The organism is Vibrio tritonius, assembly GCF_001547935.1.
GTDB classification, from domain to species: Bacteria; Pseudomonadota; Gammaproteobacteria; order Enterobacterales; family Vibrionaceae; genus Vibrio; species Vibrio tritonius.
In genome coordinates this window covers 196,739-217,800 of record NZ_AP014636.1, presented here as the reverse complement: position 1 = coordinate 217,800, position 21,062 = coordinate 196,739, and the positions used below count along the sequence as shown (strand labels likewise).

Here is a 21,062-nt window from a genome sequence, read left to right as displayed (position 1 = left end):
ATCTCTATAACAAGGATCACGAGATGAAGAAACTCCTCTGCATACTGCTTAGCAGTACATTCTGCCTGCTCAGTCCTATCTCTAATGCGGCCAGTCAGGGCGCTACAGGCAAAGACTATGTTCACCAAGAAATCGACTCACCAGACCGCAGCTTTCCACTGTTTTACCAAAAACTGAAAGATCACCGCATGCCTTTTGCTCTGGCGTGGCATAAAGGTATGGATCCAGCGGTTTGGCATAAAAAAGCGTTTGCTAAGGCGCAAGACATTATTCTGCCCTACTCCGATAACACCCCATTCAACCCAGTGGTGATTGACCAAATCGATCGCGGAAGTTACCTCGCACAAAAGGTGGTATTTAACATCAGTAATGAAAGTCGCGTCATGGCATTACTGCTCACTCCAAAGGGAAAAGGTCCATTCCCCGCCGCACTCTTTTTACATGACCATGGTGCTCGCTTCGATATAGGCAAGGAGAAATTCGTTGAAACATGGAACGACGATGCACGCTTAGCCTCATCAAAACAGTGGGCACACAAATACTTCACCGACCGTTTCCCCGGGGATGAGTTAGCCAAACGCGGTTATGTTGTGCTGTCTATAGATGCATTAGGCTGGGGAGATCGTTCTGTTGCTGGTTTTAAAACCGATTCACAACAAGCGTTAGCATCCAATTTATTTAATCTAGGCAGCTCGTTTGCCGGTGTTATCGCTCTTGATGATCTGCGTGCGGCAAAATTTTTAGCCCACTTACCCAACGTAGATAAACAACGGGTCGCTTCAATCGGTTTTTCCATGGGGGCATTTCGTTCATGGCAAGTCGCTGCGCTTTCGCCAGACATCAAAGCCAGCATCGTAGATTGTTGGATGGGAACAATGAAGGGGCTCATGGTTCCGGGCAATAACCAACTTAAAGGACAGTCATCATTTACCATGCTGCATCCATACATCGCACGCTATCTCGATTACCCAGATGTAGCCGGACTTGCCGCACCAAAACCTATGCTAGTGTTTGCCGGAGGAAAAGACCCACTCTTCCCAGTTACCGCGGTTAAAGAAGCGTTTGGTAAATTACACAGTATCTGGCAAGCCAATAAGGCCGATAATAAATTAGTAACTAAGGTTTGGCCGGAAAAATCGCACATTTTTACCCAAGACATGCAAGAAGCTGCCTTCAACTGGCTTGATAAACAATTTCAAGTCAAACAGTAATTGCATCTTGAGGTTACTTGGGTATAAATGGGTAAATGTCAGTCAAAACAGACGCAAACAAAAATGGCTCCGTGAACAACGGAGCCATTTACGTGGTTTATTTAGGAGTATGGTGGTGATGGTTATGCCAGCTTTTCCCGCACCTTTTGCTTAATCGTTAGTAAGTACTCTTGGTATCGGAACCATACGTAAGTTGCCACGATAGAAAAGAATAGATAAGACAAAGCAAATACCAATGGGGAGGTAATTAGGTCGTGTGAGAGTCCCCACATCACTCCTACAACTGTGATGGCAATTTTCGCTAACAAGCCGCAAATCAGCAAAAAGAGTGCTAACTCTGGAAATTTACTGCTACGAAATGCAAACCAGTGGCAGCAACCTACTGCCAAAGTCGCAACACCTAACCCCAGTAAAAAAGAGTGGAAATGATCCCCTGACGCAACGCCCGCCGACACTGATGTCATCAAGACCAATAAAAGTTTCATAGCTTGCCCCCCAAAAGACAGCTCGATCCAGTGAGTGAGAATCTTGCTATCCATGCCCAAGACAGGGGTATTGTCGCCCGTAAAAAACTATTTTCAATCGTTAGCAGAAAGGGAATTGTGACAATTTTTTACAAAACCGCTCAAAACAACAACACGTTAACGGAATGTTACACAAAAGGGGTAAACAACCTATTATTCTTCATAGAAAATTCGCTGCTAACTAAGCTCACAAAACAAAATTTAACATATAAATTACAATTTAACTTTTTACGGCTTGGTTGTTACATTTATGCAAAATGGCGTTAAATTGCACCAAATTGCATATCAACTCACACTTTAGTTTTACGTCGAACTAACTTAACTTTGCGTCGTACCTAGGTAGGAAAATGCACACAATAAGCTAATCAGTGTTTTCATATCATTGGCAGTATAAGTAACCGTACGCGCATCCAATTGCTCCACACCAGGAATCAAAGCAAACAGGTCTGCCATCACCGGTTTTGTAGCACTTAATTCCAACACATAAGGTGGCGTTAATAAGCGTTGCTCAGTTTTAGTGCAATTTATTACCGCATCAAAAGCCGCTGCGCGAATTTTTTCTTGCGCATCTTTAGGGCTGAGCGATTGAGCCGCAGTAGTGGAAATAGCGCGTTTCACACAAGCATAGCTTACGCCGGGATAACGTTTTGCAATCCAGCCTTGCAGTTGATCGTCACCCGATACCAGTAACAAAGGAGCGCCATGTTCTAAGGCAGAAGATGTGTAGAGATCGGCTTCAGCCATCGGCAGACCATTAACACAGACGCGATAGAAAGCGGAGCCGTTGATGGTATGGGCTAACACGCCTTTTTCACCCGCCGCGCTGTGGTAACCAATCAAAAACAGACCATCAAAAGGTTGGTGGTCAATGCCTTCGACCATAGAAAATGGCCGAGGTTTACTGGAGACCAGCTCCGCTCGAGGATCAAGGTAATCGGCACGTAAGTTGGTCATAGGACCGTGACTGTCCGCCACCACCACCTCAGTAGCTCCCGCATCGAACGCACCAGCAATCGCTGCATTCACTTCCTGTTCCATCAGGGCACGGGCAAGTTCGTACTCACCGTTGCCAGCGCGACACTGCTGCGAAGCTACGACACCAGCTATGCCTTCAATATCGGCCGAAATAAAAATTCTCATTATGCATCCTTCACTTAATTGCTAATTCCGTTGAACAACTAACTGGTCCAAAAGATCACTTAACGCTGGACGTTGATGTCCAGCAAATCCGGTTACTTGGGTTGCTTGCATTAAGGCATCCAAAACTGCGCGCTCAGTCGCTTCGGCTGCGGCACGCAACATTGGGTCCAATTCACTATCCTCGATATTCTGACTTTGTGGCTGGGTAGAAAAAGCGACTGCAATATCACCAGAGCCATGCCCCCAATAACTGCCTAAACGTCCAAGCCCTGCCCCAGCACGTTTTGCCACCCGTTTCAATTGACGCGCATCGAGCGGCGCATCGGTTGCCATCACTATGATGATCGAGCCTTTATCCTGTTGCTCGCTATAAGTGTTGAGCAGCGCTTGCAGCGTTTCGCCCATTGGAATGCCTTCTAATTGAAGCGCACTAAGGGCGCCAAAGTTAGCAAGTACCAACACACCTAGAGTGGCATTAAGGCTAGGAACTACACAAGAGCTGGTACCAATACCGCCTTTTAAGGCAAAGCAGCTCATGCCGCGCCCAGCCCCAACACTGCCACGAACAAATTCTGTCTCAGTATGATTCAAAGTGTCCATCACCATTTCTTCGGTGATCGCTAGCGCCTGAATGTCGTTGAGGTAACCATCATTACACTCCAACACCAGAGGATTAACCGTGGGTAAAGTGCGACCGATTTGCGGATTTTTCTCAACCATATAGCGAACTGTGCCACTAAACGCTCGGCCAACACAGAGGGTATTGGTTAACACTATCGGAGTTTCTAAGCGGCCAAGTTCTTCGATTTGAACCAGCCCGATAGGTTTGGCAAACCCATTTAATACCGCCACACCGCACGGTAAAGGCTCAGCATAAATACCCGCCGCTTTGGGTGAAATCGCCGTGACGCCCGTTTGGCATTCACCGTCATTTAAGGTGTGGTGACCGACAGTCACTCCTGCAACATCAGTGATGCGATCATGTTTGCCACTGGCAAAATGGCGAAAGCCCAGTTGGCGCTCTGCGCGCCAACGGTCTAAAAGTAAGGAGATTCGTGCTTGTAAACTGTCCATGTGTACTCAGTGTGCCTAAAGCACAGGTTGATAGCTGTTTGGGGATCATTTCAATTTCGGGTCTAAGGTATCGCGCAGAGCATCGCCAAGCAAATTAAACGCCAGTACCGTGAGAAAAATCGCGAGACCGGGGAATACACTGACATGCCAAATACCTGCCATCATCATATTACGTCCCATCGCCAAAATGTTACCCCACTCAGGTACATCAGGCTCAGGTCCTAAGCCAATAAAACTCAAACTCGCGGCGGTTAGGATACTCGAACCAATACGCATGGTGAAATAGACAATCACACTTGATAAGGTACCCGGCAAGATATGGCGAAACAGAATCAATTTGTCGGATGCGCCGACACATTTCACAGCGTCCACATAAGGCGATTGTTTCAGTGATAATGTCGATGCTCGCACAATCCGCGCAAATACCGGCACACTAAACACAGCCACAGCGACGATCACGTTATTTAGGCCTGGACCTAAAATCGCCACGACCGCAATCGCCAACAGCATACCGGGGAAAGCAAACAGCACATCCGCGCCACGCATAATCAGCATGTCGACTTTGCCACCGTAATAGCCAGCAACAAGCCCTAAGACAATACCAACGACCATGCCTAGAGTGACCGAAAACGTTCCGACATACATGGAGATTCGCGCGCCATATATGATCCGGCTCATCACATCACGGCCTAAATCATCCGTACCCATCCAGTGTGCCCAACTGGGTGGTGAGGAGATCGCCATCCAATCAGAAATCATCGGGTCATAGGGGGCAAGCCATGGTGCTAACAGCGCAACCAACACCAGTAGCAGCACAAAACCGCCAGAAGCCAGTGCCATTGGGTTACGCAAGAAACGTTGCCAGAAATCACGCCAAGGAGAACGAATCGGTCCTTGAGTACTGATAGATAAAGTGTTTTCCATTACGCTTCTCCCTAACGCAGACGAATCGCTGGGTTCACTACGGCATAAAGCAGATCCACCAATAAATTAATCACAATAAATTCAAGAACAAACAGCATGACTAACGCTTGAATCACGGGCTGGTCTTGGGTTTGAATCGATTCAATCAAAAGCCATCCGAGTCCCGGCCAGCTAAATACTCGCTCAACAACAATTGAGCCCCCCAGCAAGAAGCCAAATTGCAGACCGAGCATGGTGATCACAGGAATTAACGCATTGCGCATCACGTGTTTCCACGTAACTAATCGAGCACGTAAACCTTTGGCTTTCGCGGTGCGCACATAATCTTCTTGTGCCACTTCCAAAAAGGCAGAGCGAGTAAAACGCGCCATCACTGCCGCTACCGAAGCGCCGAGCGTTAATGCAGGCAAGATAATATCGCTGGGTTGATTAAATCCACTGACCGAGAAAATCCCAAATGGCATCGCGACAAATTGAATGAGCAGTAAGCCCAGCCAAAATGGCGGGACTGAGATGCCGCCAATCGCGGCACTCATTAAGGTCCAATCTTGCCATTTACCGCGCTTCAAAGCAGAAAATACGCCCACCACTAAACCCAGAATTACCGACCAAACGAATCCCGCTAATGCCAACCAGAAGGTTGGCATAAAGCTTTCAGCAATCACTTCTTTTACTGGCTGACGAGTTCGGTAGGTCACACCTAAATCGCCATGAGCTAACCCATTGAGCCAATGAAAATATTGCTGTGGTAATGGCTTATCTAAACCTAAATGGATCCGCGCCGCCTCCACCGCTTCTAATGTGGCATCTTCCCCGGCATAGACGCGCGCTGGATCTCCCGGTAACAGTTTGATAAAACCAAACACCAATAAGGAGACCACCAGTAGTACCGGGATCATTTCTAATAATCGACGAACAACATACGATAACAAGGTGCTCTCCTCTACCGCTTAGTTAAATTGCGCTTGGTTAAACAGCAGTGAACCGTCGGCTAGCATCGAAACGCCAGTGAGGTTTTTCTGTTTACCTACCAAGTTATCTGGCGTACCTAAGAACGCGATTGGCGCATCTTTCCAAATAAGCGATTGAGCGCTGGCGTAAGCTTTCGCACGTGCAGCAGGATCAGCGGTTTTCAAACCATCCATGATGGCATTGTCGACGGCCTTGTTGCTGTAGTAAGAGACGTTATACGCGGTTGGCGTCCATGATTCGGTAGCAAACAAAGGACGAAGAGCCCAGTCGGCATCACCAGTAGATGGAGACCAGCCACCGTAGTAGAGGTCGAACTCAGCTTTGCTCGGATCTTTAACACTCCACAACTTGGAGTTACGTGTACCAGAATCCATCGGCACCACGGTGACGTTAATGCCTACTTGGCCTAACTGCTGTTTGACAAACTGAGCTGAGCGCACGCTTGTGGTTGCATTGGAAGTCCACAGCTTGAGCGATAGACCTTTGTCATAACCCGCTTCTTTCAGCAGTTTTTTCGCCATGTCAGGGTTGTAGCTGTAATCAGGAGAAGTTTGCTGAGAGTAGAACTGCACATTCGGAGCAATAGCTGAGTGCGCAGGAACGCCCATGCCAGCGGCACTGATTTTCAACCATACATCACGGTTCAATGCGTAGTTAATCGCTTGGCGCACACGCACATCTGCCAACGCTTTATGTTGGGTGTTGATCGCCATGTACATCATGTAAATACTAGGGTCGCGTTGTACCGCCAGTTTGCTGTCTTTGGTAACAGAGTTGATGATATCGGCAGGCAAAGGATAGATAGCGTTAACTTGCCCTGCAATCAATGACGCTACGCGAGTGGAATCTTCTGGCGCTGGATAGAAGGTCACGCTATCGACTTTTGGCCAGCCTTGTTTCCAGTAGTGATCAAACTTCGTCAACTTGACATCTTTGCCCGGTTTCCACTCCACAAACTTAAACGGTCCCGTACCGGTTGGATGCATGCGCAGTTCTGCTTCACTGGTGTATTTGGCCAATACGGCCGGGCTCCACATAACCGCGGATGGGTGAGCTAAGGTGTTAATAAAAGCACCAAACGATTGGTTTAAATCGATTTTAACGGTGTGATCATCAACTGCGGTGACTTTCTCGATCATCTTGTACAAGCTGTTACGTTTCAAACCTTTGGTTTGGTCTGACAGACGATCAAGGTTCGCTTTCACCGCCGCCGCATTGAATGGTGTGCCATCTTGGAAGGTCACGCCATCGCGCAAGGTGATGGTAAATTGGGTAGCATCGGCATTGCTGGTGTATTTGGTCGCCAGTTGAGGAATCAGTTTCATCTGATTATCAAACTGGAACAGACGCTCAAAGATGCCGCTTTGTACTGAGTAACTCACATTGTCAGAGGTATCGTGTGGATCAAGACCGGTAATATCCGCATACATCGAGATTTTCAGATCTTCGGCGAGCACGCCACCGGAAAAGCTCAGGGCGAGCGCAAGGGCTACCGTTGAACGGGTAAATAATGATTTCATGGGTTTCTCCTGATTATCCATAATCAAAATGTCAGTCCCAGAGAAAGAGAAACAGCTCAAAGCCTCTTTTAGGGAATGGGGTTTAGCTAAACTACGAGTGATTCATCGACCGATTGTGCCACCCAATGCTCTGGGGCGATTTTGCGGTAATTCAATTTGGTTCCTTCCACCCCGACAGGGCGCATAGGTGATGGTGGCAATTCGCTATCATCAAATTGACGCTCTTTACGTAGGTTCGGATCAGCAATCGGCACCGAATCAAGCAAACGGCGCGTATATGGGTGTTGTGGATGGTTAAAAACCGCCTGACGACTGCCAAATTCAACAATGTTGCCGAGATACATCACCGCGACTCGGTTGGCGATGCGTTCCACAACCGCCATGTCATGGGAGATGAAAATCCACGCCACGCCGGTTTGCTTTTGCAAATCCATCATTAAGTTGATCACTTGCGCCTGAATCGACACATCCAGCGCAGACACCGCTTCATCAGCGATGATCACTTTCGGTTTGAGCGCCATCGCGCGGGCAATCGCAATACGTTGACGCTGACCGCCAGAAAATTCATGGGGATAGCGCTGCGCATGTTCTGGTTTTAGGCCGACACTCACCAGTAGCTTTTCTACCTCTGGGGTCGCCTCTGCTAAGTTTTTGGCTAAGCCGTGAATAAGCAAAGGTTCGGCAATCGAAAAACCCACCGTCAACCTAGGATTGAGCGAGGCATAAGGGTCTTGAAACACCATCTGCATTTCGCGGCGAATCGGTTTGAATTTGGCTTCGTTGTACAAAGAGATCTCTTTGCCTTGAAAATGAATGCTCTCTGATTGGCTTTCAATCAGACGCAACAGCGAGCGCCCGGTGGTCGATTTTCCGCAGCCACTTTCACCAACGATGGCTAAGGTTTCTCCCGGCCACAAACTAAAGTCAATCTGTTCCACCGCATGCACTTCATGACGCACTCGAGATAGCACGCCACTGCGAACCGGGTAATAGACTTTGAGCCCACGGACATCAAGTAGCGGTTTGCCATCGTAGTTTGCAGTGCGATGTTCTTGGTCCCCAACCAGTGCCGGCTGTCCAACCAATTCAAACGGCTTTGGCCAGTAGCTATCGGTCATATCGCCCAGTTTAGGAACGGCAGCGAGTAGCGCTTTGGTGTAAGGGTGTTGCGGCCGATGGAAGATCTCTTCCACACTGCCCGTTTCCACCACTTCCCCACGAAACATCACCACCACTTTGTCAGCCACTTCAGCAACGACGCCCATGTCGTGGGTAATAAACATTACCGACATATCGCGCTTCGCTTGTAAGTCTTTCAAAATTTTCAAAATGCGTGACTGGATAGTCACATCCAGAGCCGTGGTTGGTTCATCGGCGATCAGCATTTGAGGGTCGCAAGTGAGTGCCAAAGCGATCATCACGCGTTGGCGCATCCCACCCGATAGCGCATCGGGATAGCTTTTCATCACCCGATCCACATCAGCGATATGAACCTGTTTAAGTAAATCACAAGCTTTGCTGTACGCTTCGGCTTTGCTGCAAATTTGGTGATCGAGCAAGGCTTCCGTTAGCTGGTCACCAATGCGCAATACGGGATTGAGCGAGGTCATCGGCTCTTGGAAAATCATGGCAATCTCTTTGCCACGAATTTGGCGTTGCTCACCTGGGGTCAATTGCAACAAATCTTGGCGATATTGCGCCGGTTGAAAATAGATTTCTCCCTGTTCAATCACCGCGTTATCGCTCAACAACCCCATAATGGTCAGCGATGTGACTGACTTGCCAGAGCCGCTTTCCCCCACGACCGCCACGATCTCACCTCGTTCGATGCTAAACGACACGTTACGCAGCGCTGAGTTCATTCCTTCGTGGCTACGAAAACCAACACTGAGGTTTTCCACCGCGAGCAGTGGTTTACTTGCTTGAAAAGTCATCCCTGATCCGCTCCTGATTAAATCCAAATTTTGCCTTGGCGATACTCCAGATAAGGCGCACTGTCCATCGCAAGCCAAATCGGACCATCTAAATCCACCAGCTCACACTGAGCGGCTATCGGTAAGGCAGCATCCATCGCTAACGACGAGCCAAGCATACAGCCGACCATCAAGCGCATATTCAATGCCTTAGCCGTTTCCACCATGGCAAGGGCTTGAGTTAAGCCGCCACACTTATCGAGTTTGATGTTGATGAACTCATAGCGATTTTTTAGCGCGGCAATGTCGGTCGCGGTATGGCAGCTTTCATCGGCACACACGGGAATCACATGGGCGAAATCAGCTAAAGCGTCATCGTTGCCAGCAGGTAACGGCTGCTCAATCATGGTGATATCAAATGGCAGTAACGCGTCAAACAGTTCCGGTAAATTGCAATCGGTCCACGCTTCATTCGCATCAATGATTAACGTTGCTTTCGGTGCTACCGAACGAATGGCGGCGACTTTTTCGACGATCTGTTCACTATTCAGTTTTATCTTAAGCAGAATGCCATCGCGCTCTGCAGCGGATTTCGCTGCTGCGGTCATTGCTTCAACCGTATCTAAACTGATGGTTTCCGCGGTGATGATCGCTTCAGGCTGAGCAATATTGGTCAAGCGCCATAAGGTGCTCTGCTTTTTGAGTGCCTCTAGGCGCCAAAGAGCACAATCCAACGCGTTACGAGCCGAACCTGCGGGTAACAGGTTTTGCAACGCCTCACGGGAAATTCCCTCTTGCAATTGCGGTACGACCGATTGGATTTGTGCCACGACGCTGTCTAGCGTTTCGTTGTAGCGCGGGGTTGGCGTACATTCACCTAAACCAACGAATCCCTCTTGCTCTAAACTCACACGGACGACGGTAACCGCCGTGCGTGTACCGCGCGAAATGGTAAACGGTCTTGAAAGTGGCAATTCCACCACATCAATATCCACGGTATACATAACTTCCCCTTCTTAGTTCACTTGATGGAGAAGAAACTCTGCGATCGAGTCGATACCAAAACGCACTGAATCGGTGGCTGGCACTTGGAACTTTTCCGTGAGTTGAGCCAAATAAGCTTTCGCTTCTTCTTCAGGGTAATTAGACGTGTTCACGGAAATACCAGCCAGCTGTACATTCGGATTTGTCAGACGAGCGTTATACAAGTTGAGATAGACACAATCTTCCATTTCAACCAAAGGATGGTGCGGTAAATGACGTGTATGTGGGCGGCCCATTTCATGACACATCACTAAATAATCGGGTTGAGAACCGTGCAGTAGACCTAAACTCACGCCCGCATAAGATGGATGAAACAGCGAGCCTTGACCTTCTATCACATCCCAATGATCCGCATCGTTGGTAGGAGAAATCCACTCAGCAGCACCGGAGATAAAGTCAGACACAACCGCGTCAATCGGAATGCCCGCACCCGCAACCAAAATGCCGGTTTGACCTGTCGCGCGAAATTCCGCTTTCATACCTAGTTTTTGCATCGCCGCTTCAAGCGCTAATGAGGTGTACATTTTGCCTACAGCACAATCGGTCCCGACGGTCAGCACGCGTTTACCACCGCGAGGTAAACCAGAGCCAACTTTTAATGCAGGTTGATGATGACGCACGTCAAACAGAGCAACATTATGTTGTTTGGCTAAAGCAACCAGCTCAGGCACATCCACCAATTTTTGGTGTAAACCACTGGCGATATTGAGACCTGCCTCAATCGCATCCTTAATCACCGTCATCCAATGCTCAGGGATATAACCACCTGCGTTAGCCGTACCAAGTACGAACGTTTTAGCGCCTTGCTCTTTGGCTTGAAAAGGTGTGAGTTCTGGTAAACCAAGAGAAACGTGGCAACCTTCTAAGTGCATTTGCCCAACACAAGAATCAGGGCGCCAAGCGTGAATACCACGAGCAGTTTTTGCAGAAAGGGGGTCGGCTACATCACCGAGGAAAAGAAGATAAGGTTGAGGTATTTGCATGTCCATGTCTCTTGCTACTGTCATTCATTGATGAAATTCACTATGGCATGAACAAAACCGCAGCCACGAATACTTGTTTGTTGCAGTCCCATAACCTTAAGTTATACCTCTCACTATGGTTATGAGATTATTGAAAGATACGTAACCCCGATGCGAGCAAGCTTTGGCTTATTGAGTATTGGCTTAATTTTTGCTGAGTTATGCGTAAGCCTCTGTTCAAATCAAACACCTAGTTTAACCAAAGGGGTTGCAGCCTTGCTTAAAAAGTGGCAATTCTAAACAGGTGAGAGGGACGTATAACAAGGAATGTGTATACGTTACGTGAGGTCAGCCAATTGCGAGGGAACAGCAATGCGATTAAGACAGATTGAAGTCTTTCATGCCATCATCCAAGCGGGAACCATTAGCGGAGCAGCACGTTTATTAAACGTGTCACAACCCAATGTCAGTCGCGTTTTAAATCATACCGAGCAACAGTTAGGTTTCACTCTTTTCGACCGAAGCAGTAAAGGACTGGTGATGACCAAAGAGGGCCAACAGTTAGTGCCCGAGGTTGAACAACTCACTCGTCATCTGCAAAGTATTGCCGCTTTAACTGAATCGATGCGCACAAAGAAAGAACAGACGATTCGAATTGGTGCAGCTCATGCTTGTGCGCATATGGTAGTGGCTCCGACATTGGTTGAATATCGTCAACAACAACCGGATGTTCATGTTGATCTGGTCACAGAACATTTCGCCGCACTACAACAAGCGGTGCTGAATAACGAACTGGATGTCGCTTTGGTGTTTGGTCAGTATGTTCCCAGATCGCTGTTTGCCGAACCGCTCTTTCAAGCCGACATGGTCGCGATTTTACCCAAAGAGTTGACGCCACCAGCCAGTGTGAGTTTAGATTGGCTCAATCAGCATAATTTTCTGATGATGCAAGAAAATGACCCTCTGGGTCGAATATTGCACCGCTCGATGGCAAACGCAGGTATCAAACCAAAAAATCCGCTGTGTATTAAGACCTACTCAGTGATCGCGGATATGGTGGTCTCTGGTGGCGGTGTTGGGGTGGTAGATCTCTTTACTGCACAACGTTATGCCAAAGATGTCCACATCGTCCCCATCGTTGAACGTCTACCATTCGAGTTGGTTTTGGTGACTCGTCGCGACATTCCACAATCGCGTCAGTTACTCCAACTGAAAAGCTTATTTAAACAATGTTGTCGCCAAATCGTCACCTCTAAAAGAAGAACGACCTCAGCACAAACGGTTAGACCCATTAAGCAACTGGTTCCCCACTTATCTTGAGGTTACTTGGGCATACAAATGACCACTTTATGTATTGGGGATAGCGTACGCTCTACTATTAGCTAGACTAATGTGAAATTGTAAATAAATTAGCTCGCTAATTGGTTACTGCTCTGATAATTTACGCCGAATTTTTTCTCATCCCTTTGACAACATAAGCTCACTATGCCGTCACAATATCGAATAAATAAAATTGTAGAAATTGGCGACACCCTGCACCGCAGCGGCTGTGCTCCCTATAAAGTAGAAAAATACACTCAGTATTACGCACGTAAGCATGGTGTAGATGTTATGGTTCAAGCCACACCGACTGAGATCAACTATCAGTTTCCGGATGACAATAACATCGTGGTGATGAAGCGCCTCAAGCCCGCTTCCATTAACCTTAGCTTGTTAGCCAATACCATTATTCGCATTAATCAGCCAAGTAATGAACCTGTCCCTGAACCGGTCGGTTATCCTTGGTGGGCGATTGCGATCGCTAACATGGGCATTCCTCCCGCCTATCTCATGCTGGTTGGTAGCACTATTGAAGCCACGCTGATTTCAATTATCTTGGGTTTCATTGTGTGGATTTCTCAGCTGATTTGCAGTGGCCGCCGTGCGATAGCCGCTGAATTTTTGGCCGCATTACTTTCCGGTATTGTTGTTGCGGCATTGGCTCATACTGGATTACACATTCCGGTATGGACACTCTGCATCGCAGCCGTCATCTTATTTGTGCCCGGTCTATCCATAGCAAACTCGCTCGAGTGTCTGGCATTTAATGACCTCGTCTCAGGAACCAGCTTACTTGGACAAAGTGGTTTAGTGCTGATTAAACTCTTTGTCGGCATCATTATGGGGCTCAACATCGGTGAATCGATTTGGGGGCAAGCGCCAGCGATGGCTTACCATAATGAGATTCCAATCTATTTACATATTTTTGGCCTGTTCTTACTGTCTGGCTCCATTGGCATTTTATTTAACGCGCGGATCAAAGATATTTTGCTTGGTGCACCTGTTGCCGTGCTTGGTATGTGGGGTCCCTTCTATTTGGGGTTTGATGCAGGGTGGATTGTCGGTACTTGGGTGACCACCGTATTGATTACTCTGTACGGCACTTGGATTGCAAAAAAGATGGAGCTCACAGGTTCCATTTACATCGTTCAAGGCATCATTATTCTTGTACCGGGGAGTCGCGTCTTGATTAGTGCGAGTCAATCACTGTTCGAACAATCGATTCTGCCGATTCCGAGTATTGGCCTTTCTGCGCTGTTTATGTTCTCCGCGATTGTGGCCGGTCAGGTAACCGCTTACTCAATTTATTCACCCAAGATAGACCACTAAATCACTCTGGCTAAATGTAAGTCATTTAGGCAAATGCTGAACGCAGACTCGCATCAACCCATTTATGGGGCTCCTCTTTGCCATCCTTGGCAAAGAGGGTCTACTTATCAGCATCCGCCTGATGATCAGTGCTAGTGCATCATTAGGGATGATACCGACTTAACTATGGGCGTTTTGACATAGTTAGAAACAAAAAAAGAGTCGCCCAAATGCGACTCTTTTTATTACCAATACGTCTTCATGTTTCGTCGCGTCGCATACAAATAATAACAACACGCCAGAGAGGAAGAATCCTATGCAAAAAAGCCCTTAGGCCGCTTTTGCATAGGACTCTTGCCCCTTAAATTTTGCTTTACGATTGTAACTACCTTTGCCTTTTTTCGCCTTCACTACACGCGTGTGAAAGACTTGGCTGGTCACTAACGCCTTCAAAGCATTATCTTTTATCTGTCCACGACCCAGTTCGATATCTAATTGCGAATCGGTCGATTTCACTTTCGTTTTATGTGCCATTTGTTACTCCAAACAATGATGCTTTTATCGCCACTGATTTTCTTCAATCTCCAGATTAAGTCAACAAAAATTTAATCTTGGATCCTATTTTAGGAAATGAGAAAAAGGTTAATTACATGGAAACGAATGATAGAGCAAATATTTACCGAAATTTAAGCATTAGTCGCCTATTAATCAAAATATTCGATTGACAACCCCAAGGATTACTCTAGACTCGACATCAGCTAGAAATGAAGTTCTTTGTATACACATTGCCTCGTTGGATTACTTGTAACTCCCCCGTCGTGTCGTACGCAATAGCAATTTACTTTTCCACGCTATCAGCGCCGAAATCGGCCCAATATTTTATAGTTAAATTAGGATATACATATGTCTACTCCAGTTACTGGTACAGTTAAATGGTTCAACGAAACTAAAGGCTTTGGCTTCATCAAACAAGAAAACGGTCCTGACGTTTTTGCACACTTCAGTGCAATCACTGGTGACGGTTTCCGCACTCTAGCTGAAGGCCAAAAAGTTGAGTTCGTAATCACTCAAGGTCAAAAAGGCCCTCAAGCTGAAAGCATCAAAGTACTTTAATTCTTAAACGAATTTCTAATAGCCAGCTTCTAGCTGGCTATTTTTTTGTTTATTTTTTAGATCATTTAATACGTTAAATTTCAATGGGCAATGAAACGGCATTAAATAAAAATAACTTTAGATCATTAAACTATTTTTTATTAATTAAATTTTTAACATAATCCTCATCGTTTATTTCAAGCATTCTTTCCTACTTTTTGAATCGTTACAGAATTCGATTTATTCCCCCATAACGACTCTAACACCAATACGGCTTTGATTAGACATCAGCAGACGCAAACGGACCGAACACTTCATAATGAATCGATTCACTGGCAATGCCTAACGTCAAAAGCTGTTTTATAATATGCTGCATAAAAGGCAGCGGGCCACATAAGTAGAAATCTGCCTGCTCTGGAAAAGTTTGCTCAGTTAAATTCATCAACCCCGAATTCTGCCCTTGAATTGCCCCCTGCTCGTACCAAACCTGTTGTCTCCAACCATGCTTAGAGACCACATCTTCTGTTTCCTGACGAAATACATGGTCCGCTTCAGTTGGACAAGCGTAGAGGTACGTCAGCTCTGCTTTACCTGTTTTAGCAGCGGAATGCAGCATCGCTTGAATAGGAGTGACACCAACGCCAGCTGAGATGAAAACCACGGGCTTATTTCGCTCTTGATAGTAAAAATCTCCAGCTGGAGGATAGACATCAATCACCGAGCCGACATAAAGGTGCTCATGCATAAACCGAGATACAGCTCCACCATGTTGGTCAGCCAATTTTTTCACTGCGATACGATAGGAATGGCCATTCGGTGCAGAGCATAGTGAATATTGGCGAATTTCACGATAACTGCTGTCAGGTGGTGTAACTTCAACGCCTAAATACTGACCAGGTAAATAATCCATCACTGCTTCTCCATCTTCAGGAACCAGAATGAAGCTGATGACACTTTGAGATTCTCGCTGCATTTGGCTAACAACAAAGCGACGTTTACCTCGCCATCCACCAACCGAGTATTCATTGTGAGTATAAATTTGCTCTTCTCGTTGAATAAACACCTCTGCTAAGAAGAGATAAGCCGCAGTCCATGCCTCTTCAACTTCGTTGGTAAAGGCCTCACCAGCAAGCTCACGCAACGTCTCTATCAGGTGATATCCTACAATTTGATAGTGCTCTGGCTTGATATTGAAGCTTGTGTGTTTATGCGCGATGCGCTCCACCGCAGAGGTTAACGCGGCAAGATTATCAATGTTTTTCGCATACGCCGCGATAGCTTCAAATAGAGCGACACTTTGCCGACCACTTTTTTGATGGGACAAGTTAAAAATATGTTTTAACTCTGGATTCTGACTAAGCATACGTTGATAAAAATGTCGGGTTAGTTCCGGACCAGCAGAAGCCAATAGTGGAATGGTATTTTTAATCACCGCAATATGGTGTTCACTGAGCATGATTTTTCCTCTTATAGCTGAGTTTTATTGAACCAAAATTGACTGTGAACCTTCTTCACAGTTTTCTAGCCTACACTTAGATTGCACACCGCATGCCAAAATATAACTATATGAAATATATATAATTACATTATTTCTAAAGTTTAATTCATGTCATTTTGACAAATTGCAAATAAGTCTTTTTGACTGCATAATATCGAAAAAACCAATATGCAGATTGTTATGCAAGACTTCTCAATTTCGACGTTAGTGGACATGACCGTAGGCCTCGCTAGCGGACTTAGCGACCAAGACCGATTTAGTCGGTTACTCGATGCGGTGCGTAAAACCATCCAATGCGATTGTGTGGTTTTGATGTCAAAACAAGGCGACACATTAGTGCCATTAGCGATGCAAGGCCTCACTAGAGATACCTTAGGCCGCCGGTTTATTGTGTCTGATCATCCACGTCTTGAGCAGATCTGCCACTCAAATAGTCCGACTCTATTTGACGCTGATTGTGAACTTCCCGATCCCTTTGATGGTTTACTACTAGACCATGATGATGAACTCTTGATGCACTCATGCATGGGATTACCGCTGATCTTTGGCGAAGAACTTCTAGGCGTTCTGACACTCGACAGCTTAAGGCCCAATATGTTTGACCATCTCTCCAAACGCAGTTTAGAAGGTCTTGCGGCTATCGCTGCTTCTAGCTTAAAAATGGCACTTACCTTTTCTCAATTGGAGGCACAAGCACGCCAAACTCAATTGCGTTTTGAGCAACTTAACCAAGAAGCATCAGAAAAAAATGGCGGCGAAATCATTGGCGCCAGTGAAGCCATACTCACTATGAAGTCGGATATTGATGTGGTCGCACCATCGAGTTTTAACATCCTCATTCATGGAGAAACCGGGGTTGGCAAAGAGTTAGTAGCTCGCACATTGCATACGCAATCCCCCCGAGCTCGCCAACCATTAATCTACGTGAACTGTGCGGCAATACCGGAAAACCTGGTAGAAAGTGAGTTATTTGGTCATGTTCGAGGCGCGTTTACCGGAGCTGATCGCCACCGGCTAGGTAAGTTTGCTTTGGCCGATGGCGGTACACTGTTTTTGGATGAAATAGGCGAGCTTCCACTTGCAGCACAAAGCAAGATTTTACGAGCACTACAGAATCACGAAATACAACCGGTTGGACAAGATAAAGTCGAGACGGTGAATGTCCGTATTTTAGCCGCCACAAACCGAGATTTAAAACAAGAGGTGAAAGAGGGCCGCTTTCGTGCGGATTTATATCATCGATTAAGTGTTTACCCTATTTTCGTACCACCACTGCGAGAACGTGCGGGCGATATCTCCTTACTTGCAGGGTACTTTTTGGAAATAGCACGCCGCAAATTGGGGATTGTACAACTCAAGATGATTCCTTCCGCCCTGCATCACTTAATGCACTACCCTTGGCCTGGCAACGTCCGTGAATTGGAACATGTGATTAATCGTGCTGCATTGAAAGCTCGAGCACGTATGAGTGACAAATCGCGCGTCACCGTCACCAGCGAAGATATCGGGCAACTGGATGATGATCTTAATGATTCGATACAAGATGCAAACCATCATTACCAAGAGAACCATATTGGTCTTTTAAATGAAGAGACAGGACTAAGAGAAGCTACCGATGAGTTCCAGCGTCACTTGGTCATTGAAGCGCTAACAGAAGCACAGATGAACTGGGCAGAGGCTGCCCGGACACTCAAGGTTGACCGGGCGAATTTAACTCGTTTAGCGAAAAGGCTAGGTATTGAAGTCTCACGCCAACATACGATTACTTGTTCCAAAAAGTATTAACATAATTGCGCACTTTTAACATCAGTGCGCCTTGTGGCTTAAACTTCTTCTTGAGCGGTTCCTCTTCCGACTCGATCACTTCAGTCGTTAACTCTGCGACATTCGGTGTGGCTGACAGATCAGGAAAGGCATGGGCAAATATTTCCATGAAGTCTTGACGAATCATCTGCTCAAACTGATTGGCTCGCTCTGTTGGGCAAAAGATCATGAAATGAACGACTAATTCACCCGCGTTGGTACTGGTTATTTCAATATGTGGTTCGGCACTAGGCAAGTCAACACCAGCGTGTTTTTCTATCATGCTGTTGTAGCGGCGAGCCACATCGATAAAGTGACTAAAGTGTTCTTGAATGCGCGTACGCAGCTCTGGCAGCAGCGGAAACAAATTCACAAAATGGGGCACCACAATTTTAAAGTTATGAAACACATAACGTTTCATAAAATTCAGATTTTTCACCGGATAGGTAAAAAACATACTGTTTGGCAATGTCGCCGTTTTACCTGTGTAGTGGTATTGACCATGAAGTAAATCGATTTCCTGAATAACAGTAGCCATCATATTGTGGTCAATCACTTCCCCACAAAGCTGCCCTACTTCAATCCAATCGCCGACCCGAAAGGAGCGAGAGCTCGCTCTTTGAATGGAACCGGTAAGACACAAGATGATCTCTTTCGATGCCACCACGATAGCAACAGCAATAGCGGTAACAGAAAGAGCAAATTCATTGATTTCAGACTGCCATAAAATAAATAAGGCGATTAACGTACCAGCGAACACACCGTTTTTGGTGCGCGACATCCATTTGCGCTGATCATCACTTAAAAACGAGACATCGCCGCGAATCATACTCAGTAATAAACGACGAGCAATCCCCATAACTATAAAAATTAGCGCGGTAAATACCAACTTATATGTCATTAAAAACGCCACTACCGCGTTAAATTTATCCACCAAAACTCTTCTCCCCAGATAAATGCAGCGGATTATTCATCTAACCCACTGAGAAGAGCATAGTAGCTGAGTACACAGAAAATCACGTAAGAAGATGGTGAAATTACGTGTTAGGTCAAATGTTCTCACTCAAGAAAAGCAACTTGGTGCATATAAGAGGGAGATAAAAAGGCAAAAGTTCTTATACTTTAGTGGGATACAAGAATAGGAGCAAAGAAAAGGCGATGAGTAACCCCATCGCCAAACGTAAGGAAAATAGGACGGTTCTTTTAAGCCTGATAACGGCTTGCTGTCCGTTCAGCAATTTTGACAATCACATTCGCTGCTTGTTCCATGCCTTCAATCGTAATGAATTCATGAATACCGTGGAAATTGTAGCCACCAGTAAAGATATTAGGGCAAGGTAACCCCATAAAAGAGAGGCGAGCTCCATCCGTACCACCACGAATCGGTTTAATTAATGGCTCAACGTGACATGCCATCATCGACTCTTTAGCAATCTCAATAATGTGTGGATGCGGTTCAACCATATCGCGCATATTGGAATAACTGTCGGTGATATTTAAACTCACAGAACCTTTGCGTAACTCTCGATTTAGCTGTTCAACCTTAGCGTTCATTAAGGCTTTTTTCTCTTCTAAACCTTGTGCTTCAAAGTCTCGAAGGAAATACGTCAGCTCTGAACGTGCCACCCCCATCTTTGCCGAAGTCAGGTGGATAAAACCTTCATAACCTTCTGTATGTTCTGGTGTCTGTTCTGCAGGCATACTTTGAATAAACTGGGCAGCAATGTGCATTGAGTTCACCAGTTTACCTTTTGCTGTACCTGGGTGAACGCTGACCCCATGACAGATCACTTCAGCAGTCGAACCATTGAAGTTCTCAAATTCCAGTTCACCAACAGGACCGCCATCAATGGTATATGCCCACTGTGCACCAAATTTTTCCACATCAAAATGGTTGGCACCGCGTCCGATTTCTTCATCTGGAGTAAAGCCAATGCAAATATCACCGTGTGGAATTTCAGGATGTTGGATGAGATACTCTACTGCCGTCATGATCTCAGCCACACCCGCTTTGTCATCACCCCCGAGGAGCGTCGTACCGTCGGTGGTAATCAAATTATAACCGTGCAACGAGTGCAGCTCTGGATATTGTATTGGTGACAAAACTTCATCACCTTTACCCAAAGCAATGTCGCCACCTTGATAATTTTCAACAATCTGTGGCTTCACATTTTTGCCAGAAGCATCGGGTGCCGTGTCCATATGGGAAATGAAACCAATAGCGGGGACGGGAAAAGCCACGTTAGATTTGAGTTTTGCCATCACATAGCAACGGTCATCAATGCTCACCTCAGCCAAGCCTAGATCCTGCAACTCTTGATAAAGTGCTTGTGCAAACACCTTCTGCCCAGTAGAGCTCGGACAATGATGATTTTTGGGTTTGGATTGGGTTTCAAACGTTACATAGCGCAAAAAACGCTCAACAAGATTTTCCATTGCAGGTACTCATGTTCAGTCAAGACTCAGCCTAAGGGACACCTTAGCTGGAAGAAAATGCTGCTAAAGCAGCTTTATGCCTTTCATACTACGCATTTTGCACAAAGATAGTTTGCTGCAAATCAGTTTTTGTTGAATTAGAAACTAGTGTCATAACTCAAATTTGCTTCACAACACATTGATTCAATGAATTTAAATGCATTATTAATCGTGAAATATATTATGGATTTTCATACATTATTGCATTCTTCCCTGAAGCCACATCACATAGCGGAACGAAACTGATTAATTTCATCAACATGTACTTTGCAATAACTCAAC

Annotated in this window: 16 protein-coding genes and 2 pseudogenes; 5 read left to right on the top strand and 13 right to left on the bottom strand. The window is 46.1% G+C overall.

Features of this window, described 5'->3' with window-relative positions; all coding sequences use genetic code 11:
• Positions 1 to 23 precede the first annotated feature (23 nt).
• A complete protein-coding gene (locus JCM16456_RS16200) occupies positions 24 to 1,211 on the top strand; it encodes a dienelactone hydrolase family protein (RefSeq protein ID WP_068716421.1) in 1,188 nt (395 codons plus the stop codon).
• A 122-nt stretch (positions 1,212 to 1,333) separates the two neighbouring features.
• Here JCM16456_RS16200 and JCM16456_RS16195 read toward each other — a convergent pair whose 3' ends face one another.
• The 9 genes from JCM16456_RS16195 to dgcN form a co-directional block, all read right to left on the bottom strand.
• Positions 1,334 to 1,696: an NADH:ubiquinone oxidoreductase gene (locus JCM16456_RS16195; protein WP_068718989.1), complete on the bottom strand. Its 363-nt coding sequence runs from the start codon at positions 1,694 to 1,696 to the stop codon at positions 1,334 to 1,336.
• A gap of 357 nt (positions 1,697 to 2,053) precedes the next feature.
• Positions 2,054 to 2,875 (bottom strand): M55 family metallopeptidase, encoded by an 822-nt coding sequence (locus JCM16456_RS16190; RefSeq protein WP_068716419.1) that lies wholly within the window; start codon positions 2,873 to 2,875, stop codon positions 2,054 to 2,056.
• 21 nt (positions 2,876 to 2,896) lie between these two features.
• On the bottom strand, positions 2,897 to 3,949 hold the full coding sequence (locus JCM16456_RS16185; protein WP_068716415.1) for a DmpA family aminopeptidase: 1,053 nt from the start codon (positions 3,947 to 3,949) through the stop codon (positions 2,897 to 2,899).
• A gap of 45 nt (positions 3,950 to 3,994) precedes the next feature.
• On the bottom strand, positions 3,995 to 4,873 hold the full coding sequence (locus JCM16456_RS16180) for an ABC transporter permease subunit (RefSeq protein ID WP_068716414.1): 879 nt from the start codon (positions 4,871 to 4,873) through the stop codon (positions 3,995 to 3,997).
• An 11-nt stretch (positions 4,874 to 4,884) separates the two neighbouring features.
• Complete coding sequence (locus tag JCM16456_RS16175; RefSeq protein ID WP_068716408.1) at positions 4,885 to 5,805, bottom strand: ABC transporter permease; 921 nt, start codon at positions 5,803 to 5,805, stop codon at positions 4,885 to 4,887.
• A gap of 18 nt (positions 5,806 to 5,823) precedes the next feature.
• Entirely contained in the window at positions 5,824 to 7,365 is a 1,542-nt protein-coding gene (locus JCM16456_RS16170) for a glutathione ABC transporter substrate-binding protein (RefSeq protein ID WP_068716407.1), read from the bottom strand.
• Between the two features lie 86 nt (positions 7,366 to 7,451).
• Complete coding sequence (locus JCM16456_RS16165) at positions 7,452 to 9,299, bottom strand: ABC transporter ATP-binding protein (protein WP_068716405.1); 1,848 nt, start codon at positions 9,297 to 9,299, stop codon at positions 7,452 to 7,454.
• 17 nt (positions 9,300 to 9,316) lie between these two features.
• Positions 9,317 to 10,282 (bottom strand): N-acetyl-D-Glu racemase DgcA, encoded by a 966-nt coding sequence (dgcA, locus tag JCM16456_RS16160; protein WP_068716404.1) that lies wholly within the window; start codon positions 10,280 to 10,282, stop codon positions 9,317 to 9,319.
• Between the two features lie 12 nt (positions 10,283 to 10,294).
• Positions 10,295 to 11,305, bottom strand: coding sequence for an N-acetyltransferase DgcN (gene dgcN, locus JCM16456_RS16155; protein ID WP_068716400.1), 1,011 nt, complete (start codon positions 11,303 to 11,305; stop codon positions 10,295 to 10,297).
• Positions 11,306 to 11,656: 351 nt separating this feature from the next.
• Between dgcN and JCM16456_RS16150 the strand changes: the two genes are divergently transcribed.
• Together JCM16456_RS16150 and JCM16456_RS16145 are read left to right on the top strand one after the other, a co-directional pair.
• Positions 11,657 to 12,604, top strand: a complete 948-nt coding sequence (locus JCM16456_RS16150; RefSeq protein ID WP_068716399.1) for a LysR family transcriptional regulator — start codon at positions 11,657 to 11,659, stop codon at positions 12,602 to 12,604.
• A 165-nt stretch (positions 12,605 to 12,769) separates the two neighbouring features.
• Positions 12,770 to 13,933, top strand: coding sequence for a threonine/serine exporter family protein (locus tag JCM16456_RS16145; protein WP_068716397.1), 1,164 nt, complete (start codon positions 12,770 to 12,772; stop codon positions 13,931 to 13,933).
• Between the two features lie 318 nt (positions 13,934 to 14,251).
• Here the strand turns inward: JCM16456_RS16145 and JCM16456_RS16140 are convergent.
• Positions 14,252 to 14,446: pseudogene (locus JCM16456_RS16140) on the bottom strand (alternative ribosome-rescue factor A); the annotation flags it as partial.
• Between the two features lie 369 nt (positions 14,447 to 14,815).
• Here JCM16456_RS16140 and JCM16456_RS16135 point away from each other — a divergent pair.
• Entirely contained in the window at positions 14,816 to 15,025 is a 210-nt protein-coding gene (locus tag JCM16456_RS16135; RefSeq protein WP_068716393.1) for a cold-shock protein, read from the top strand.
• 259 nt (positions 15,026 to 15,284) lie between these two features.
• Here the strand turns inward: JCM16456_RS16135 and hmpA are convergent, their stop codons facing one another.
• Positions 15,285 to 16,460 carry an NO-inducible flavohemoprotein gene (gene hmpA / locus JCM16456_RS16130; RefSeq protein WP_068716391.1) on the bottom strand — a complete coding sequence of 392 codons (1,176 nt, stop codon included), beginning with the start codon at positions 16,458 to 16,460 and terminating at the stop codon, positions 15,285 to 15,287.
• A gap of 210 nt (positions 16,461 to 16,670) precedes the next feature.
• On the opposite strand from hmpA, the gene norR reads away from it, so the two are divergent.
• Positions 16,671 to 18,287 (top strand): nitric oxide reductase transcriptional regulator NorR, encoded by a 1,617-nt coding sequence (gene norR / locus JCM16456_RS16125; RefSeq protein ID WP_408068390.1) that lies wholly within the window; start codon positions 16,671 to 16,673, stop codon positions 18,285 to 18,287.
• Between the two features lie 97 nt (positions 18,288 to 18,384).
• Here norR and JCM16456_RS16120 read toward each other — a convergent pair.
• Both JCM16456_RS16120 and pepT read right to left on the bottom strand, forming a co-directional pair.
• Positions 18,385 to 19,239: pseudogene (locus JCM16456_RS16120) on the bottom strand (mechanosensitive ion channel family protein); the annotation flags it as partial.
• Positions 19,240 to 19,508: 269 nt separating this feature from the next.
• Positions 19,509 to 20,741 (bottom strand): peptidase T, encoded by a 1,233-nt coding sequence (pepT, locus tag JCM16456_RS16115; RefSeq protein ID WP_068716389.1) that lies wholly within the window; start codon positions 20,739 to 20,741, stop codon positions 19,509 to 19,511.
• Positions 20,742 to 21,062: the final 321 nt, after the last annotated feature.

Coding starts and splice junctions, on each gene's coding strand:
- JCM16456_RS16145 (WP_068716397.1), top strand. CDS start 12,770: ATGCCGTCACAATATCGAATAAATAAAATTGTAGAAATTGGCGACACC.
- dgcN (WP_068716400.1), bottom strand. CDS start 11,305: ATGCAAATACCTCAACCTTATCTTCTTTTCCTCGGTGATGTAGCCGAC.
- pepT (WP_068716389.1), bottom strand. CDS start 20,741: ATGGAAAATCTTGTTGAGCGTTTTTTGCGCTATGTAACGTTTGAAACC.
- JCM16456_RS16195 (WP_068718989.1), bottom strand. CDS start 1,696: ATGAAACTTTTATTGGTCTTGATGACATCAGTGTCGGCGGGCGTTGCG.
- JCM16456_RS16200 (WP_068716421.1), top strand. CDS start 24: ATGAAGAAACTCCTCTGCATACTGCTTAGCAGTACATTCTGCCTGCTC.
- JCM16456_RS16170 (WP_068716407.1), bottom strand. CDS start 7,365: ATGAAATCATTATTTACCCGTTCAACGGTAGCCCTTGCGCTCGCCCTG.
- hmpA (WP_068716391.1), bottom strand. CDS start 16,460: ATGCTCAGTGAACACCATATTGCGGTGATTAAAAATACCATTCCACTA.
- norR (WP_408068390.1), top strand. CDS start 16,671: ATGCAGATTGTTATGCAAGACTTCTCAATTTCGACGTTAGTGGACATG.
- JCM16456_RS16165 (WP_068716405.1), bottom strand. CDS start 9,299: ATGACTTTTCAAGCAAGTAAACCACTGCTCGCGGTGGAAAACCTCAGT.
- JCM16456_RS16180 (WP_068716414.1), bottom strand. CDS start 4,873: ATGGAAAACACTTTATCTATCAGTACTCAAGGACCGATTCGTTCTCCT.
- JCM16456_RS16150 (WP_068716399.1), top strand. CDS start 11,657: ATGCGATTAAGACAGATTGAAGTCTTTCATGCCATCATCCAAGCGGGA.
- JCM16456_RS16190 (WP_068716419.1), bottom strand. CDS start 2,875: ATGAGAATTTTTATTTCGGCCGATATTGAAGGCATAGCTGGTGTCGTA.
- JCM16456_RS16135 (WP_068716393.1), top strand. CDS start 14,816: ATGTCTACTCCAGTTACTGGTACAGTTAAATGGTTCAACGAAACTAAA.
- dgcA (WP_068716404.1), bottom strand. CDS start 10,282: ATGTATACCGTGGATATTGATGTGGTGGAATTGCCACTTTCAAGACCG.
- JCM16456_RS16185 (WP_068716415.1), bottom strand. CDS start 3,949: ATGGACAGTTTACAAGCACGAATCTCCTTACTTTTAGACCGTTGGCGC.